This is a genomic window from Nocardia sp. NPDC004711 (assembly GCF_053601595.1).
Genome location: NZ_JBSGCB010000003.1, coordinates 104751 through 122500 on the forward strand (window position 1 = coordinate 104751; position 17750 = coordinate 122500).

General features: G+C 70.4%; 13 protein-coding genes. 7 read left to right on the forward strand and 6 right to left on the reverse strand.

Translation table 11 applies throughout. The features are described 5' to 3' along the window. Positions 1-74: 74 nt before the first annotated feature. The gene (locus ACWEKS_RS03545) at positions 75-245 is read left to right on the forward strand and encodes a ribbon-helix-helix protein, CopG family (protein ID WP_379382431.1); all 171 of its coding nucleotides are present in this window, start codon (positions 75-77) and stop codon (positions 243-245) included. On the opposite strand, the gene xylB is transcribed toward ACWEKS_RS03545, so the two are convergent. The 5 genes from xylB to ACWEKS_RS03570 form a co-directional block, all read right to left on the reverse strand. Next, complete coding sequence (xylB, locus tag ACWEKS_RS03550; RefSeq protein WP_452338608.1) at positions 236-1624, reverse strand: xylulokinase; 1389 nt, start codon at positions 1622-1624, stop codon at positions 236-238. The two genes, ACWEKS_RS03545 and xylB, sit on opposite strands and share 10 nt — an antisense overlap. Positions 1625-1641: 17 nt before the next feature. Beyond that, entirely contained in the window at positions 1642-2652 is a 1011-nt protein-coding gene (locus ACWEKS_RS03555) for a zinc-dependent alcohol dehydrogenase family protein (protein WP_379382428.1), read from the reverse strand. A 103-nt stretch (positions 2653-2755) separates the two neighbouring features. Beyond that, on the reverse strand, positions 2756-3763 hold the full coding sequence (locus ACWEKS_RS03560; protein WP_452338609.1) for a glycoside hydrolase family 172 protein: 1008 nt from the start codon (positions 3761-3763) through the stop codon (positions 2756-2758). 99 nt (positions 3764-3862) lie between these two features. Then, positions 3863-4777 carry a tyrosine-protein phosphatase gene (locus tag ACWEKS_RS03565; RefSeq protein WP_354834944.1) on the reverse strand — a complete coding sequence of 305 codons (915 nt, stop codon included), beginning with the start codon at positions 4775-4777 and terminating at the stop codon, positions 3863-3865. A 169-nt stretch (positions 4778-4946) separates the two neighbouring features. Next, complete coding sequence (locus ACWEKS_RS03570; RefSeq protein WP_452338610.1) at positions 4947-7337, reverse strand: PEP-utilizing enzyme; 2391 nt, start codon at positions 7335-7337, stop codon at positions 4947-4949. Between the two features lie 166 nt (positions 7338-7503). Between ACWEKS_RS03570 and ACWEKS_RS03575 the strand changes: the two genes are divergently transcribed. From ACWEKS_RS03575 to ACWEKS_RS03600, 6 genes are all read left to right on the forward strand, one after another. After that, on the forward strand, positions 7504-9012 hold the full coding sequence (locus tag ACWEKS_RS03575) for an FAD-dependent oxidoreductase (protein ID WP_452338611.1): 1509 nt from the start codon (positions 7504-7506) through the stop codon (positions 9010-9012). Between the two features lie 326 nt (positions 9013-9338). Further along, on the forward strand, positions 9339-10289 hold the full coding sequence (locus ACWEKS_RS03580) for a LysR substrate-binding domain-containing protein (RefSeq protein WP_452338612.1): 951 nt from the start codon (positions 9339-9341) through the stop codon (positions 10287-10289). 115 nt (positions 10290-10404) lie between these two features. Further along, the gene (locus ACWEKS_RS03585; protein WP_452338613.1) at positions 10405-12492 is read left to right on the forward strand and encodes an alpha/beta hydrolase; all 2088 of its coding nucleotides are present in this window, start codon (positions 10405-10407) and stop codon (positions 12490-12492) included. 129 nt (positions 12493-12621) lie between these two features. After that, positions 12622-13782, forward strand: coding sequence for a 3-hydroxy-9,10-secoandrosta-1,3,5(10)-triene-9,17-dione monooxygenase oxygenase subunit (gene hsaA / locus ACWEKS_RS03590; protein ID WP_452338614.1), 1161 nt, complete (start codon positions 12622-12624; stop codon positions 13780-13782). After that, positions 13782-14636 carry an alpha/beta fold hydrolase gene (locus tag ACWEKS_RS03595; RefSeq protein WP_452338615.1) on the forward strand — a complete coding sequence of 285 codons (855 nt, stop codon included), beginning with the start codon at positions 13782-13784 and terminating at the stop codon, positions 14634-14636. The genes hsaA and ACWEKS_RS03595 overlap by 1 nt, the downstream gene beginning before the upstream one ends. Positions 14637-14719: 83 nt before the next feature. Next, complete coding sequence (locus ACWEKS_RS03600) at positions 14720-15244, forward strand: DinB family protein (RefSeq protein WP_452338616.1); 525 nt, start codon at positions 14720-14722, stop codon at positions 15242-15244. 76 nt (positions 15245-15320) lie between these two features. Here the strand turns inward: ACWEKS_RS03600 and ACWEKS_RS03605 are convergent, their stop codons facing one another. Continuing rightward, positions 15321-17624: a LuxR C-terminal-related transcriptional regulator gene (locus tag ACWEKS_RS03605; protein ID WP_452338617.1), complete on the reverse strand. Its 2304-nt coding sequence runs from the start codon at positions 17622-17624 to the stop codon at positions 15321-15323. Between the last annotated feature and the right edge of the window lie 126 nt (positions 17625-17750).

A 17750-nucleotide genomic window follows, 5' to 3' on the forward strand; every position in this document is an offset into this window, starting at 1 on the left:
GCCGGTCATGTGATGGTTGTCAACTGGTCAACCGTTCGGCAGACAGGGTTGCTCGGGGGTGGTATGAATTCGCGGTGGCATGGACTTTGCGGCTCAGCGAGGACGAAGAAGCTGCGCTGAGTGCGCAGGCGGCGATGGAAGGGCGGTCGAAACACGACATTGCCCGGGACGCCATCCGGACCTACATCACCCGGCACCAGACCTGGGACGACTATCTGTCCGACGGTCCGGTCGTCTACGGGTAGTAGGTGTCGCGTATCTCGGTGTAGCGCTGGCGAATAGCGGCGCCGATCCCCACTGCCAGAGCATGGAATTCGGTGCCCGCGGGGGTCGGCCAGCGGGGTGGGCGGGGCCCACCGCGCAGGGCCCACGCGGCCTGGCGGGCCGCGCCGAGGGCAACGTATTCGTTCGGATTGGGCACCGTGACGGTGCGGCCGAAGATGGTGGCGGCGGCGTGCGCGATGAGGCGGGAGCGGGATGCCCCGCCGATCAACAGGATTCGATGCGGCACCGTCGGCAGACGGTCCAGGGCCTCGGCGATATTGCAGAGCATGCCCTCGATGGCGGCGCGGGCCAGATGGTGCGGACGCATGGTGTGCGGGCGCAGGCCGTGCAGGCTGCCCGTGGCGTACGGCAGATTCGGGGTCCGCTCACCCGCGAGATAGGGGAGCAGGGTGAGACCGTCCGCGCCCGCGGGCGACTGCGCGGCCAGCACCTCCAGGCCGGACACATCGATGCCCAGCAGCATCGCGGTCGCGTCCAGCACCCGGGCGGCATTGAGCGTGCACACCAGCGGCAGGAACGCCCCGGTGGCGTCGGCGAACCCGTTCACCGCGCCGGAGGGATCGGCGCTGGGGTGCGCGGCGCGGGTGAAGACGGTGCCGCTGGTCCCGAGCGAGACCACCACATCCCCCTCCCCGATGCCCAGACCCAGTGCGGCGGCGGCATTGTCGCCGGTGCCGGCCGCCACCAGCCGCCCGCCCGGCGTGTGCCCGGCGATCTCGGCGGGCGCCAGCACCCGCGGCAGCGCGGGACTGCGGCCGCGGAAGGCCAGCGCCAGCAGATCCGGCCGGTAGGCGCCCGCCGCCGGTGACCAGTACCCGGTGCCGGAGGCGTCACCCCGATCGGTGGTCGGCTCGGTGGCCGGATCACCGCCGCGCAGCTGCCAGGTCAGGTAGTCGTGCGGCAGCAGAACCCGGACCGTCCGGTCGGCCAGTTCGGGTTCGTGATCGGCGAACCAGCGCAGCTTGGCCACCGTGTGCGCGGCCAGCGGCACACTCCCCACCGCGTCCGCCCACGCCTGCGGCCCGCCCAGCTCGTCCACCAGCTGTGTCGCCGCCTCCGCGGACCGGGTGTCGTTCCACAGCAACGCATCCCGCACCGGATGCCCGGCCGCGTCCAGCGCCACCAGCCCGTGCTGCTGCCCGGCCACCGCGATGGCCTCCACATCGCGCATCATGCGATCACACGCCGCCCGCAGCGCCTCCCACCACATGAGCGGCGGCACCTCGGTCCCGTCGTAGTGCGGAATCTGGCGGTGCCGCAATATCGTTCCGGTATCGGCATCGCACACCACGATCTTGCAGGACTGAGTGGACGAGTCCACTCCGGCAACGACCGTCATTGGCCAGCCACCACCCTCTATCGTGCCGCCGCCCGTCCGGGATGCAGCTGGATCTTGCGTCCGGTGCCCGCGCGGAAGGTCCGCAGGGCATCGCCGAATTCGTCGAGTGCGAAGTCGTGGGTGATCACGGTGTCGGCGTCGATGACGCCCTCACCGAGCAGGTCCACGGCCCGTCCGAAACTGTGCAGCACGGCCATGGAGCCGACGATGGTTATCTCGTCGTTGTAGACGCGGAACGGCGAGATGCTCGCCCGCGCCGCCGCCGGTGCCACCCCGAACTGCTGATAGGTGCCGCCGCGCCGCACCCGGGACAGCCCGTCCTCGATCGCGGCCACCGTTCCGCTGCAATCGATCACGATCTCCCAGCCCTCGGGCCGGTCCATGTCCTCGGCGGACACGGTGGCCGCGTCCGCGCCCAGCGTGCGCGCGGTGGCCAGCCGGTCGGCATTGGTGTCCACCATCGACACCGACGCCGCGCCCGCCGCGATGGCCAGCTGCAGCATGAGCAGCCCCATGGTGCCCGCGCCGTAGATCAGGTAGTGCGATCCGAGTCGCCGTGGCAGCACATCGAATCCGTGCACCGCGCACGAGAGTGGTTCCACCAGTGCGCCGTGCGCGGGCGGCACATGCCCGGGCAGCCGATAACAGTTGGCGGCGGGCACTTTCACGTACTCGGCCATGGCGCCGTCCACGGTGTCGCCGATGGCGCCCCAGTTCTCGCAGAGATTGCCGCGCCCGATCGCGCAGTAGTGACAGCGCCCGCAGAACAGCGAGGGATCCACCGCCACCCGGTCACCGGCCCGCACCCCGGCCGCGTCCGCGCCGAGCGCCACCACTTCCCCCGCGAATTCGTGGCCCGGCACGATCGGATAGGGCGTGGGCGGGAATTCGCCCTCCACGATATGGATATCGGTACCGCATATCCCGACCGCATCCACCCGGATCACTACCTCACCGGTGCCCGGAGTAGGATCCGGCACGGATTCGACCGAGAACTGTCCGGGCTTCTCGACCACCAAGGCGCGCATAGCAATAACCATGCACCCGCGTGCCACCCGTTCGACGCGTTTTACGCAATAGCAATCGCAATCTTTCTGTTTTCCCGCAATCGTTACGGGGACACGCGGGGGATCAGGGGAGGGCGTGATACCAGAAGGCGGTGGAGGCCACATGCGCCTGGTCCAGCGGTAGGTAATGGCCGTCCGCGCGCCAGCCCAGCGCCTGCACGGTGGCGCGCAGGCCGTGGTCGAAACAGATCGGGTCGGGAATGTGCCAGCGGTACATGCCGAATCGCTGGTGCGGTTCGTAGATTCGATGCGGCGGCAACACCTGCGGCATGCCCAGATAGGGGGTGGAGTACGGTCGATAAGCGCCGTCGAGCTCGAAATTCCAGGCCCCGCCGAAATAGTCCTCGGTGCCGGTCCCGCACAGGGTGGGGAATTCGGTGTCGTCGTCGAGATAGAACTTCAGCTCGCCCTCGCCCCACCAGCCCGCCGCCCGCGGCTGCACGGCCAGATACGTCCCGGCATACCGTCCGGGACCGCCGTCGATCTCGACGATCGGATGCTCCGCCGGGTTGCCCAGCGGATCGGAGCAGCGCCACCGGGCGTGCAGATACCCGGCGGCGCCGGGTAATTCCTCCTCCAGATAGGTGATCTGGTAGTACACCGGCGCGGCCCGCTCGGACCCGTTGTGCAGGGTGATGAGCGCGTGAGTGTGGAAGGGCATGGGCCAGTAGCTGTTCAGCCCGCCGGCGGGCGCGACCACCACCATGGCGGAATTGATCAGCGCCAGCTGATCCCAGCCGTTGCAGAAGAAGTCGCCCAGCGGCACCGCGACGCCCGGTTCGGGCGAACCGTCCCAATACATCTGGAGGGTGAAGTCGCGCAGCAGCGCGCGATCGGTGGTGAGCCACAGGTGCCGGATCACACCGGGCCCGGAAAGGTCGGCGAGCGTGGCGGTTTCGCCGGGCGGCAGATCGATGGACGGCGACACCTTCCACCCGCGTCCCAGCCCCGCGGCCGCGAAGGCCCCGGTTCCGGAGATGGCACGCCCGCCCCCGCCGGCCGCGCCGGTGGGGTTCTCCGCGCTCACCGAGCGGGTGCGCCGCCCGTCCAGCTGCCAGATATCGTGCACCATGCGAATTTTCGCATGTCGATCACGAATGTGAAGCGGACATGCGGCGGACATACGAATGCCGACGCCGTCCCACGCACGGCGCCGGCATTCCGGGAACTGCTACTTACCGACCAGCTTGGACTTCAGCGCGGCGACGGTCGCGTCGTCGACGCCCAGGCCCTGCGACAGGAAGTTGTCGAAGGAGCCGAAGCTCTGCTGGACCGCGTCGAAGGAGGCGTCCAGGTAGTCGCGGTCCACGCCGAGCACCGGCTCGAACAGCGACGGATCGGTGACCAGGCCCTTGGCGACCAGGCCGTCCAGCGTGGCCTTGTTCGACGCGGCCAGGTTGTCGTTGGACGCCAGGTAGTTGTTGTAGATCTGGCCCTTCGGCGCGCCCAGGGCGCTCAGCAGGATGGCCGACATCCAGCCGGTGCGGTCCTTACCGGCGGTGCAGTGGAACAGCACCGGGCCGTTGGCGTTGGCGATCTCCTTGACCGCGGCGCTGAACTGCGAGCGCGCGGTCGGGTCGGTGACCATCCACTTGTAGTAGTCGACCATGTACTGATGGCCCTTGCCGTCACCGAGCAGCTGCTGCTGCACGGCCGGGCCGCCCTGCACGGCCTTGGCGAAGAACAGGTAGAAGTCGTTGTTCGGGTCGTAGACCGGCAGCGACTTCTCCGGGATGGAGGCCGGCAGCTTGTCCGGGTTCTGGCCGCGCTCGGTCGGGCTGCGGAAGTCGATGATCTCGACGATGCCCGCCGACACCAGCTGCTGCTGCTCGGCGTCGCTCAGCTTGTTCAGCGCGTCGGAGCGGAAGACCGAACCGTCCTTGACCTTGCCCCCGCCGCCCTGGGTCGGGATGCCGCTCAGGTCCCGGGCGTTCGGCGCGGACGGCAGGTCCAGTGACGCGCCCTTGGGCGTCTGTAGCACCGGCACGGGCGCCGCCAGCGCCGGGGTGACGGCGATCGGGGTGAGGGCGATGAGCGCGGCGGCTACACCGGTGAGTGTGCCGCGTACGGCGCGCGAGATCGTCACTAGGGGGTTCCTTTCGGTCACGGACCGGGTGGTGGGGTGTCCCGGTCCGGGCTTCTGGCGCGGGCCCGGCTGCCGGATACGGCGTGGGCCCGCGGGTCCGGGCATGACCGACCGGCCTCGGGCGCGAGCGCGGGAGCGCGCCCGAGGCACGGTGCGGTTGCCGGCCGAGCTATTCCGCGTCGGCCAGCAGCGTGATGGTTCCGGCGGCGCCGTCGACCCGGACGCGCTGGCCGTCCTGGAGCGCCGTGCTGGCGGTCTTGGTGTCGACGACGCACGGGACGCCGAACTCGCGGGCCACGATGGCGGCGTGCGAGGCCGCGCCGCCGATATCGGTGACCACCGCGCCCGCGTAGCCGAACATGGCGGTGTGGCCGGTGTCGGTCACCGCGGCCACCAGGATGTCGCCCGGCTCGATGTCGTCGTCGAGGGTCAGCACGCGCTTGACGGTGCCCTCCACCACGCCCGGGCTCACGCCCAGGCCGGAGATGGTGTCGCCGACCGCGATCGCGCCGGAGATCTCCTCCGGCTCCCACGGGCCGTTGACCACATCGGGCATCCGGATGGCCTGGAAGCGGGTGCGCTCGGCGCGGCGGCGCGCCACCCGCTCCTGCAGATCGGCCGGGGCCCAGAGGATTTCGTCGAGGTTCAGGAACGCCGAATCCTCGATCGCGGTGAGCTTGCCCGCGTGCACCAGGCGCGCGGCCCGCTCCTGGGTGGCCAGACGCAGGCAGTTGGTGACCCTCACGACGGCGTCGCGGGCGCGCTCGCGGTAGACGGTCGCGCCGACGGCCATCTTGGCGGTGCGGCTGGTCGGCTCCGGCACCGGTTCGCGGTGCGGCGCGGGCATTTCCGCGGCCCGCCCGGCGGCGGTGACCAGCAGCTCGGGACGGTCGCCGAAGGTGGCGTTGATGAGCTCGCACTCGCCCGGGCCGCGGTGGCCGATCCGGGCCAGCTCCTGGTCGAGGGCCTGCGAGAACTCCGGCGACTTCTCGCGGGCGGCCGCCACGTCACCGGTCTTGGCCAGCGCCTGCAGTCCGGCGTCCTTGCGGCACAGGGCCGCCAGCCGTTCCACGGCCAGCATCGTCTTGGCCGACTCCAGGCGATTCAGGTCGATCTTGACCTCGCCCTTGTGCGCGGCGGTGGCCGCGCCGGTCATCATGACGCCGATGGAGGCCGCCTGCCACGCCTGGTTGAGGCGGTCGCGCCAGAGCAGGGCGCGGGCGTGCAGCTGCTCGTCGGTGAGCTCCGAGATCTGGTCGCGGGTCAGCGCTTCCGCGTGCGAGGCGGCATTGATGTGCTCGGCGGTCTTGCTGTAGCCGAGCGCGGTGGCGGCGACCCGGCCCATGGCCTTGAAGGTGCCGGCGCGGGCGGCCAGGCCGGTCGGCATGGCCGGGCGGCCCTCGGGGTGCAGTTCGACATCGCCGATGGTGCCGTAGACGTCGCGGCGCACGCTCTCCTCGTCCCAGCCGGGCATGTTCTGCGCGGAGAAGACGCCGATGGAGGCATTGATGTACACGCTGTGGCCGAGCACGCTGGTCACGCGGGACACCCAGTGCTCCAGCGCGATTCCCTCGATGGCGATCATATGGCCCATGGCCTCGTTGCCGAGCCGGATCGCGCCCGCCTGCAGATCGATGGTCAGCGGGGTGAGCGGGCCGGGCAGCGCCTCGGAGGTGTTGGTAGCGGTGTAGACCGGGATGCGGTCGTCGACCATGTCGTCGAACTCGCCCTGCAGGCCTTCGGGCGCAGCCGATTTCAGCGCGTAGCCGTCGGAGGTCGGGGCGTTCTGGGGCACCACGTGGGTGGGCAGCGGAATCGCGCCGCGGCGAGCGCGGATACCGGAGCCGCCGCTCTTGCGGCCGTGCAGCGCGCGCGCCACGTCGGCGATCACCTCGGTGGCGGTCCAGCCGTAGCGGAAGCCCCAGTCCTCGCGGGCGGCGCTCGCGTCCACCGGGGTCTGCGACGCCGACGACTTGGGCAGCCACGCACCGTATTTCACGCCCGCGTCGGCGAGGATGCGCTTCACCTCGGCGCTCGACACGTTGCCGGGCGCGGCCAGCTCGACCACGCCGCCGCGCTGCGACAGCGCCGCCAGCACCAGGAAGCGCTCCAGGTCGTCGTAGTGCAGCACCTGGATGCTGCCCTTGCCGCCGCCGGTCAGGCTCTCCAGCGCGCGCCAGCTGCCGCGGTCGATGCGCCGGCCGGCCACCAGCGCGGTGCGCACGACGAGCGCGTCCGCGCCGGAGCCGGTCACGATCTTCTCGACACTCGAATCGCCGCCCGCCGCAACGGGAACCACGAGGCGCGCACCGGAATCCTTGGCCGCCTGGGCGATTGCCGCCACCGCGGGACCGGCCAGGTGCACGACCGCGTCCACCCCGGCCACGGCCCGCGCGCAGACCTGGGCGTCGGACAGATCGCCGACGATCACCTCGACCCGCGGGTCCACGTAGCGGTGCCGCTGCCGGTCCAGGCCGACCACCTCGTGGCCGGCCGCCAGCAGCATGCGCGCCACGGCACGGCCGCTCGGCTCGGTGACACCGGTGACCAGAATCCGCATTGACTCTCCTCCTCATGCAGGCATCCCCAACCACAGTGACGCCGTTCACACACCATCCCCAGTGCAACGGGTGGCGACGGGTCACAGTCCCGGTCAACGGGATCGGTGAATCGCTCAGCAAGATGGGGCGCTAAGTGACGGCGGTCGGAGCGGGCACCGTCGAGGCATGACAGTGCGGAATCCGGTCACGCCGCGGGCGGCCGGCGAGGTGAGCCAGTACGACATCGAGACCGATGTGCTGGTCGTCGGGTACGGCGCCGCGGGCGCCTCGGCGGCCTACGAGGCGGCCTACGCGGGCGCCCGGGTGCTGGTGGTGGACCGGTCCGGCGGTCCGGGCGGCGCGTCGGCCATGTCGGGCGGCGAGATCTACCTGGGCGGCGGCACCCCGATCCAGGTGGCCTGCGGCTACGACGACACCCCCGAGGCGATGGCGGCCTTCCTGAAGGCGGCGCTCGGCGCGGGTGCGGACGCGGCCAAGATCGACGAGTACTGCGCGGGCAGCGTCGAGCACTTCCACTGGCTGGTCGACCGCGGCGTGCCGTTCAAGCCGACCATGTGGGACGCCCCCACCTGGGTGCCGCCCACCGACGACGGGCTCATGTGGCTGGGCGAGAACAGCTGGCCCTTCACCGAAGTGGCGTACCCGGCCCCGCGCGGGCACCGGCCCACCGCCAATGACTTCGGCGGCAAGCTGCTGATGGAGTGCCTGGCCGGCGCGGCCGAATCCGCCGGCGCCACCGCACTGTTCGACACCCACGTCGGCACCCTGATCGTGGACGGCGACGGTGTCGTGGCCGGAGTGGTCGCGCGGCGGTACGGCAAGGAGATCACCATCCGCGCCCGTCGCGGCATCGTGCTCACCACCGGCGGTTTCGTCGACAACGACGACATGCTCGCCGCCCACGCGCCGCAACTGCTGGGCCACACCAAGGTCAGCGCGGGCACCGACGACGGTTCCGGCGTCCGCATGGCCCAGGCTCTCGGCGCGGCCGTGCGCCACATGTCCGCCGGTCAGGTCGGCATGTCCCTCATTCCCGGGCTGGCCGTGCGCGGCCTGGTGGTCAATGCCCTCGGCCGCCGCTTCATCAACGAGGACACCTACCCCGGCCGCATCGGCCAGCACGCGCTCTACCGCCAGAACATGGGCGGCAGCTGGGCGGGCGACGACACCGCGGTCTGGGTCGTCGTCGACGAGGACGGCTTCGAGGACGTCCCCGAGCCGCAGCGCTGGGGTGTGCGGCCCACCCACGTCGCCGAGACGCCCGCCGAACTGGAAGAGCTGACCGGCCTGCCCGCCGGCTCGCTCACCGCGGCCATCACCCGCTACAACGAATTCGCCCGGCAGGGAACCGATCTCGACCACCACAAGTCGCCCCGCTGGCTGCGCGAGCTGACCCCGCCGTTCGCCGCCATCGACGTCAAGGCCGGCGTGCGCCCGCCGTCGGAGGCCGGTGACCGTCGTGGCACCGGCGCATCCGTCTTCACCCTGGGCGGCCTCCACACCGACCTGGACGGCCACGTTCTCGACCTCGACGGCCGCCCCATCCCGGGCCTCTACGCCGCGGGCCGGGCCGCCAACGGCCTGCACGGCTTCGGCTATATCTCCGGGACATCCCTGGGCGACGGCACCTTCTTCGGCCGCCGCGCGGGCACCGCGGCCGCCCGCCGCGGATAGCCGATCGCTTTGCGTCGACACTCTCGGGCGGCAGGGCACGGAAGCCACTGCGGAACGGGGTTTCGGCGGCGTAACGGGCCAGTCGCTCCAGGATCGAGGCGAGAAGGCTTCGAGGTGGCCGGGACTCGCAGGCGATGAGGGTGACACCGCTCACACCGGGCCGAGGGCCATGGCTGCCGCCGCGCCGGCACCGCCGCCGCTCGGCGTCCGTGGTCGCTGTCCCTTGTCCGCAGCGGCGATCCGGCGGCCGGGTTGCTGCCGCGTCGGGTGAGTTGTGGTGGTCGATGGCCGTTTTGCCTCTGGAACGGGTTCTAGACTCGCCCGCTATGGAAATTCACATGCGGCAGCTGCGGTATTTCGTTGCGGTGGCGGAGGAGCTGAGCTTCACGCGCGCCGCGCAGCGGTTGCATGTGGCGCAGCAGGGGCTGAGCGCGCAGATCCGGCAGCTGGAGAAGGCGCTGGATCTGGTGCTGTTCACGCGGACCACCCGCAGCGTCGAGCTCACCGCGGCGGGGGCGGCCCTCCTCGAAGGCGTCCGAAGCGCTTTGGCCACACTGGAAATGGCGGTCGAGCGGGCGGGGGTGGCGCAGCGGCGGGAGTCGGATCGGCTGGTGCTCGGTTATCTGGAGGGCGCGGCGCTCACCCTCACCGAGCCGATCCTCGCGGCCTTCCGTGAACAGCATCCCGGGGTGACGGTCGACATGCGGCAGTTCACCTACGAGGAGCCCGCGGCCGGCCTGGAGAGCGGGACCGTCGACGTGGCGTTCGTGCGACTCCCGTTCCGCGCGGCCGGAATCCGCTTCGAGCCCCTGTTCGCCGAGCCGCTGGTGGCGCTGGTGCCCGCCGAGCACCGGCTGGCGGAACTGCCCGAGGTGCGGGTGCGGGACCTGCTCGACGAGCCGCTGCTCGGGGCGGCCACCACCGATCCGGAGTGGAATGCCTTCTGGGAGTTGCACGATCACCGCGACGGGCGGCCCGCGCCGGTGGTGTCCCGGTCGAGTTCGCTGCTCGAGGAGCTGCACAAGGTCGCGGTGGGGGTCGGCGTCGTGCTGACGGTGGCGTCGGCGCGGTGGATGCCGTTTCCCCGGGTCCGGGTGCTGCCGGTCGCGGACGCTCCGCACAACCAGGTGACGGTCGGCTGGCGCGTCGACCACGAGACGCCGCTGGTGCGGTCGTTCGTGGACGTCGCGCGCCGCGTTCGCGACGCCAACCCCGAGCTGGTCGCGCGCCTGGAACACCCCGATCTCGACGACTGCACCCTGCCGCAGCATCTGTGATCGACAACCGGGGCGTGTCAATGGCTGGGCGGCGGACTGAGCCCCCGTTGTCCGGGCGGTGTCGGCGCGCGTGTCGCTCTCGTGTGGCCGCCGTCGTGCGACCAGACTCGGGGGCATGACGGCGGACGAACAGCAGGGTGACGAGCACGGGGACGACGCCCGCGACGCGGTTACCGGGCGCGGCGAAACGACCGAACCCCAGCCGCCCGTATCTCAGCCTGCGGCCGAGCCCGAGCAGCCGACCGAGCCGGAACAGCCGACCGAGCCCGCCGAGACGACCGAACGTGCCGAGACGACCGAACGTGCCGAGACGACCGAACGTGCCGAGACGACCGAACGTGCCGAGACGACCGAACGTGCCGAGACAACCGGTCGCGATGAGACGACACCGGGCGAAAAGGTAACCGCGACTGGTGAATCGACCGACACGGGTGAGACGAATGGGCAGGCCGCAGGCGCGGCACGGCCGGCATCGCTGCGTTCACGGGTGTGGGCGGTCGCGGATCGGGCGGAGCGGGCCGTCAATCCGAGCTATCCGGGATTGGTGGTGGCCTGGATCTTCTTCCTCTGGGCGGTGTCGCCCTCACTGCTTCCGCGCACCTGGCTGTTCGAGGGTCTGGTGTGCGGGATCAGTGCCGCCATCGGATACGGCGTGGGTGGCGTGCTGGAGTGGGCCTTCAAGAAGTGGGTGCGGCCACGGCTGCCGGAGTCGGCCGAGGGCCTGGCCAAGCTCTGGCATCCGAGCGAGACGACCCGGGCGGTCAGCAAGGCCGTGATCGTGGTCGGGACCATCGCCGGCGCGGCCCTGGTGCTGGCCCGGTCGGCGCGCTGGCAGCGTGATCTCGAAGTGCTGATGGGGATGACGCCGACCACCACCTCGAGCTACCTGCGCGCCGAACTGGTGGCGGCGGCGACCCTCGCGCTGGTGATCGTGGCGTATCGCCTGGTGCGGTGGCTGATCCGGCTGATCGTGCGGCTGCTCAACATCGAATGGCGGGTGCCGCGGAACATCGCCTACCCGGGCGCGGTGATCGTGGTCGCGGTGGTCGCGGTGCTGCTGTTCCAGGGCGTGCTGGCGAAAGCCTTCTTCTCCGTGGCGAATTCGGCGTTCAGCCTGCGCAACGGCAAGACCTCGGCGAGCATCGTCCAGCCGCAGCTGCCCGAAAGGTCCGGCAGCCCACAGTCACTGGCGCCCTGGGACACCCTCGGGTCGGAGGGCCGCTGGTTCGTCGCCACCGCGCCGACCGCGGACCGGATCGCCCAGGTCACGGGAAGGCCCGCGCGCGAACCGATTCGGGTGTACGCGGGCCTGGACTCGGCGAACACGCAGCAGGACATCGCCGATCTGGTGGTGCGGGAACTGGATCGCACCCACGCCTTCGAGCGCAAGGTGCTGGTCGTGGTCACCACCACCGGAACCGGCTGGGTGGACTCCACCACCGCCTCGTCCATCGAGTACATGTACGGCGGTGACACCGCCATCGCCGCCACCCAGTACTCCTACCTGCCGAGCGTGCTGTCGTTCCTGTCCGACCGCGAGAAGGCCACCGAGTCCGGGAATGCGGTGATCCACGCCGTCCATGAGCGCTGGGCGCAGCTGCCGCCGGGACAGCGCCCGAAACTGCTGGTGTACGGGGAGAGTCTGGGCTCGCAGGGTTCCGAGGGCGCCTTCACCGGACTCGACGACATCCGCACCATGGTCGACGGCGTGCTGTGGGTCGGCCCGCCCAACTCCAACCGGATCTGGAGTCAGCTCGAGCGGCGCCGCGATCCGGGAACGCCGGAGATCCTGCCCATCTACGCCGACGGACTGATCGTCCGCTTCGCCGCCACCGCACCGGAACTGGGCCGCCCGGACCGGGCGTGGTTCGACCCGCGCGTGGTGTATCTGCAGCACGCCTCCGACCCGATCGTCTGGTGGTCGCCGGATCTGCTGTTCACGCAGCCGGATTGGCTGAAGGAGCCGCGCGGTGCGGACGTCTCCAAGTCCATCCGCTGGTGGCCGATCGTCACCTTCTGGCAGATCAGCGCGGACCTGGCCAACGCCCAGGGCGTCCCGTCGGGCCACGGCCACCGCTACGGCGACCTGCCCCTGGACGGCTGGGTCGCGGTGGCCCAGCCGCAGGACTGGAACCCGGACCTGGAACGCAACATCCGCAAGGCCCTCGACGAGGACATCACCTGGGAATACGCCCACAAATAGCCGCTGCACAGCGAGCGGTCCGTATCGAGCGGAACCCGGGTTCCGATCATCGGGACTATTTCGGATCGAAACACCGCGTTGGCCATAGCTTCGAGGGCAGGAAACTCTGGCACGAGGAGGAACGCCCGCATGACTAACAAGGTGCTCGATCGGGTCCGCGATCTGCTGCCCGCGATCCGGGAACGCGCGGTTCAGGCCGAGGCGCAGCGGCGGGTGCCCGACGCCAGCATTGCCGAGCTCACCGAGGCCGGCGTGTTCCGCATGCTCCAGCCGGCCCGCTTCGGCGGCCTGGAGGAGTCGCCGGTGGCCTTCTACGAGGTGATCCGCACCATCGCCACCGTCTGCCCGTCCACCGCCTGGGTGTCCTCGGTGCTGGGCGCGCACCCGTGGCAGCTGGCCCTGTTCGAGGACCAGGCCCAGCAGGACGTGTGGGCCGAGAACTCCGACACCCTGGTGTCCTCCTCCTACGCGCCGACCGGCAAGCTGACCGTGGTCGACGGCGGCTACGAGCTGACGGGTCGCTGGCAGTTCTCCTCCGGCTGTGACCACGCCCAGTGGGTGTTCCTGGGCGCGCTGGTGCCCACCGCGACCGGCATGGACTACTACACGGTCCTGGTGCCGCGCACCGACTACCGTATCGAGGACACCTGGGACGTGTCGGGCCTCGCGGGCACCGGTTCCAACGACATCGTCATCGAGAAGGCCTTCGTGCCGGCCCACCGCGCCTACTCGGCCGCGGACCAGGCCAACCTGGTCGGTCCCGGCCAGCAGGTGAATACCTCTCCGCTGTACAAGATTTCGTTCGGCGCGCTGTTCTCCAACACCATCACCGCCCCGATCATCGGTGCGGCCCAGGGCGCGTACGAGGCGCACATCGAGCGCCAGCGCGAGCGGGTGCGGCTGTCCTACGGCGGGCAGAAGGTGTCGGAGGATCCCTTCGCCCACGTCCGGATCGCCCGTGCCGCTTCGGAAATCGACGCCGCCGTGCTCCAGATGGAGCGCAATATGGGCGAGCAGCTGCGCTATGCGGAGGCCGGTGAGGAGATCCCGTTCGAGCTGCGCCTGGCCACTCGCCGCGATCAGGTGCGCGGCACCGAGCGGGCGCTCGAGGCGATCGACCTGCTGTTCAAGAACTCCGGCGGCCACGCCATCCGCCGCCCGAACATCATCGAGCGCAACTGGCGTGACGCACACGCGGGCAGCGTGCACGTGATCAACGATGTGGAGCGGGCCCTGGCCATGTACGGCAAGGGCGCCATGGGCCTCGAGGTCGCGGATCGGATGCTCTGATGACCCTGACCGCGGAGAACACCACCCGCTGGGTGACGGTCGACGGCCACGAGCTCCGCTATCACGAGGCCGGCGAGGGCCCGGCGCTGGTGCTGCTGCACGGCTCCGGCGCGGGCGTGTCCGGCTGGGCCAACTTCGGCGACAACCTGCCGGTGCTGGCGCAGCACTTCCGCTGCCTGATCCTGGATCAGCCCGGCTTCGGCGAGAGCGGCCGCCCGGAGGTGTACGGGCGCAACTACCTGCGCATCGCCGCCGACGCGGTGATCGGGCTGCTCGACGAACTGGGCATCGAGAAGGCGCACGTGCTCGGCAATTCCATGGGCGGCACCGTCGCGACCCTGCTCGCGCTCGAGCACCCGGGTCGCGTCGATCGCGTGGTGCTGATGGCGCCCGGCGGCGTCGGCGTGAACGTGCTCGGACCCGAACCGTCCGAGGGCATTACGCGGCTCATGGAGTTCAACGCCAACCCCACCGACGAGAAGGCCATGGGCTTCCTGCGGGCCATGGTCTACAACCAGGCCACGCTCACCGAGGAACTGGTGGCCAAGCGCCTGAAGGCCGCGGCCGATCCCAAGGCCCAGGCCGCCCTGCGCGACGCCTACGCCACCTTCTACAACCCCAAGCTGGCCGAACCGGTCCCGCTGTGGGCACGGTTGAAGGGCATCACGCAGGAGGTGCTCATCCTGTGGGGCCGCGATGACCGGGTCACGCCGGTGGAGGGCTCGCTCTTCGCCGCCCGGCAGCTGCCGAACGCGGACCTGCGCACCTTCGCCCGCTGCGGCCACTGGGTCATGGTGGAGCGCAAGGACGCCTTCGAGCGGTCCGTGATCGACTTCCTGAACAACGGCCTGTAGCAAGCGGTTTCCGATGTTCGGGGGTGGGATTTCCCACCCCCGAACTCGTTTTCCCGGTTTCGGCCCGGCGCTACAGTCCGAGCATGACGTGGACAGCCCCGGACATCACCCGATCCGCCCAGGTGCTCGTCGGCGACGAGCGGGCCATGCTGCACTCTCTGCTCACCCGCGGCCGCGAGATCCTGCTCTGGAAATGCCAGGGGCTCACCGGCGCCCAGCTCGCGACCCGCAGCGTGGAGCCGTCCACCATGTCCCTGCTGGGCCTGATCCGGCACATGACCGAGGTCGAACGCGGCTGGTTCCGGATGCGGGCGGCGGGGGAGTCGGTCGGCTACCTCTACTCCAGCGATACCAGCCAGGACGCCGACTTCGACGACACCATTCCCGAGCAGGCCGAGGCCGACTACGCCCGATTCCTCGAGGAAATCGCCGTGTGCGACAAGGCCATAGCCGATCTTCCTCTCGACCACACCGTCACCCATCCGCGCACCGGGACCGACCTCTCCCTGCGCTGGATCTACCTGCACATGATCGAGGAGTACGGCCGTCACGCCGGCCATGCCGATCTGCTGCGCGAACGCATCGACGGGGCCACCGGCTACCAGTAGCCCGCTTTTCCCCGACACGCGCACGATCCGAATGTGCCTTCGGCCGTGACAGATTCAGGTCGCGTAGCCGGCGGATCTACAGATTGTGTTCGTGCGCCCAGGCGGCCAGCTGCGTGCGGGAGGTGAGCCCGAGCTTGGTGAGGATGTGCTCGACGTGGGTCTCGGCCGTGCGGACCGAGATGACCAGGTCGGCGGCGATGCGCTTGTTGCTGTGACCGGCCGCGACCAGGCGGGCGACGTCCTTCTGACGGCGGGTCAGCACACTGGTTTCCGACAGGGTCGCGGTGGCCGCCCGCGGAGCGCGCTTCAGGGCGGGCGGCGGCGCAACGGGTTCCGGCTCGGCGGCGGTGCGGCCGAGGGCGTAGTCGATGGCCTCCTCCAGCGGCAGGCTCGCGCCCGCGCCGAACGCGGTGCGGAACGCCTCCTCGCCCAGCGCGTCCCGGACCTTGAGCCGCTCCTTCTCACCGACCGCGACGGTGATGGTGTGGGCCAGCCGAATCGTGCTGCGCTGCAGGGATTCCGCCGCACCGAGCAGGCGGGCGGCCCGCTCGTGGTCGCCGTCCGCGGAGACCGTCCAGGCCAGCCCCTCGAAGGCCGACGACAGCCAAATGCAGCGCTCGAACAGGGCCAGCTCCTCGATGGCGCGGCCGTGGAATTCGGCGGCGGCCTCGAGTTCGCCGCGCCGCCAGTGGTCGATCCCGACCGTCCACAGCGCCAGCCCGCCCAGCAGGTGCGAACCGCTGTCGGTGGTGAGTTCCAGGAAGCGCTGGGCCAATTCGGTGCGCCCCGGCGCCTCCAGCACCATGGCCGCCATGAAAGAGAAGGCGTGCGAGTCCATTTCGATGGCGTGCTGGCCGTGTGTGGCCGCCAGCTCGATGGCGCTGCGGCCCAGCTCCAGTGAGCGTTCGCGGTCGCTGGCGGCGAAGGCCAGCAGCGACCGGTCCAGCGCCACCTCGGCCATGATGTCGGTATCACCCAGGGCGGCAGCCAATTCCATGCACTCGCTCACCAGCCGCGCCGCCGACTCCTGATCACCCAGCAGGGCGGCCAGCGAGGCGGCCGAGGACAGCGCCTTGGCCCGCTCGGCGGTCCGCTCCGGATTCCGGGCCAGCGAATCGGTGAGCCAGCGGTAGCCCTCGGACAGGAAGCGGTTGTGCTCCCAGAACGGGCGCAGCACGGTCACCGTGGCCATGGTGCGCAGCGGCTCGTCCTCCAGCCCCGTGCGCAGGGCGGCACGCAGATTCGCGTGCTCGCGGCTCAGCTCCCGGAACCACGCCACGTCCTCCGCGGTCCAGTACGCGGTCTGCCCGCGCATGGCCAACTGCCGGTAATGCTCGCGGTGCCGCGCCCGGACCTCCTGGTCCGTGCGGCGCTCGGCGAGCCGGTCGGCGGCGAACTGACGGATCGGCTCCAGCATCGAGTACCGGGCGACATCCCCGTCGAAGCGCAGCATCACCACCGACTTGTCCACCAGCCCGGTCAGCGCCTCCATCAGCGACGCGGACCCCAGCTCGCACACCGCCTCCGCGGCATCGATGTCGAAACCGCCCGCGAACACCGAAAGCTGTTCCCACAAGGCCTGTTCCGCCGCGGTGCACAGGTCGTAGCTCCAGCGGATCGCGCCCTCGATGGTCTGCTGGCGCTGCGGCGCGGTGCGCGGTCCGGCGCTGAGCAGCCCGATGGTGTCGTCGAGACGGTCCAGAATCTGCTCCGGCGTGAACATGCGCAGCCGCAGCGCCGCCAGCTCCAGCGCGAGCGGCATGCCCTCGAGGCGGCGGCAGATCTCCGCCAGTACCGGCCGGTTGCCGGCGGTGGCCTGGAAGCCCGGGTTGGCGGCGCTGGCGCGCTCGATGAACAGCTGCAGCGCGTCGCTGTCCTCGTCGGCGGTCTGGGCCACGGTCAGCGGCGGCACCGGCATGACCTGTTCGCCCGGTATCCCGAGCACCTCGCGGCTGGTGGCCAGCACCCGCACATCCGGTGTGGTGGCGATGATCCGGCCGACCAGCGCGGCGCACGCCTCGATCAGATGCTCACAGTTGTCCAGAATGAGCAGCAGCCGCTTGTCGGCCAGGAATTCGGTGAGCCGGGGCAGCGGCGCGGTGGATTCGTCGCGCAGGTTCAACGCCTCGGTGACACTCAGGGTGACCAGCGCTGGATCCTGCACATCGGCCAGCTCGACCAGCCATACGCCGTCGGGGAACGCGCGCGCGACGAGGTGCCCGATCTGTCGTGACAGGCGGGTCTTTCCCATGCCGCCGGGACCCAGCAGGGTGAGCACCCGGGTGGTGGGCAGCAGGCGCTTCGCAGTAGCCAGCTCGTCGCGGCGGCCGACGAAGCTAGTTACCTCTTCGGGGAGGTTTCCATTGACACGCCGCGCCATGGCGTCAAACCTATGTGATTTGCCGCATTCTGTGCCAGCAGGTTCGCATAAACGCAGCTCGCGGCCGCTGCTGATGTGTGCGGCGATACACTCGACCGGGTGCCGAGCCGAACGCGCCGAGCCCGC

Excerpts from the sequence above, each read along its gene's own strand:
- xylB (WP_452338608.1), bottom strand. The coding sequence starts at position 1,624 with ATGACGGTCGTTGCCGGAGTGGACTCGTCCACTCAGTCCTGCAAGATC.
- ACWEKS_RS03555 (WP_379382428.1), bottom strand. The coding sequence starts at position 2,652 with ATGCGCGCCTTGGTGGTCGAGAAGCCCGGACAGTTCTCGGTCGAATCC.
- ACWEKS_RS03560 (WP_452338609.1), bottom strand. The coding sequence starts at position 3,763 with ATGGTGCACGATATCTGGCAGCTGGACGGGCGGCGCACCCGCTCGGTG.
- ACWEKS_RS03570 (WP_452338610.1), bottom strand. The coding sequence starts at position 7,337 with ATGCGGATTCTGGTCACCGGTGTCACCGAGCCGAGCGGCCGTGCCGTG.
- ACWEKS_RS03575 (WP_452338611.1), top strand. The coding sequence starts at position 7,504 with ATGACAGTGCGGAATCCGGTCACGCCGCGGGCGGCCGGCGAGGTGAGC.
- ACWEKS_RS03580 (WP_452338612.1), top strand. The coding sequence starts at position 9,339 with ATGGAAATTCACATGCGGCAGCTGCGGTATTTCGTTGCGGTGGCGGAG.
- ACWEKS_RS03585 (WP_452338613.1), top strand. The coding sequence starts at position 10,405 with ATGACGGCGGACGAACAGCAGGGTGACGAGCACGGGGACGACGCCCGC.
- hsaA (WP_452338614.1), top strand. The coding sequence starts at position 12,622 with ATGACTAACAAGGTGCTCGATCGGGTCCGCGATCTGCTGCCCGCGATC.
- ACWEKS_RS03595 (WP_452338615.1), top strand. The coding sequence starts at position 13,782 with ATGACCCTGACCGCGGAGAACACCACCCGCTGGGTGACGGTCGACGGC.
- ACWEKS_RS03600 (WP_452338616.1), top strand. The coding sequence starts at position 14,720 with ATGACGTGGACAGCCCCGGACATCACCCGATCCGCCCAGGTGCTCGTC.
- ACWEKS_RS03605 (WP_452338617.1), bottom strand. The coding sequence starts at position 17,624 with ATGGCGCGGCGTGTCAATGGAAACCTCCCCGAAGAGGTAACTAGCTTC.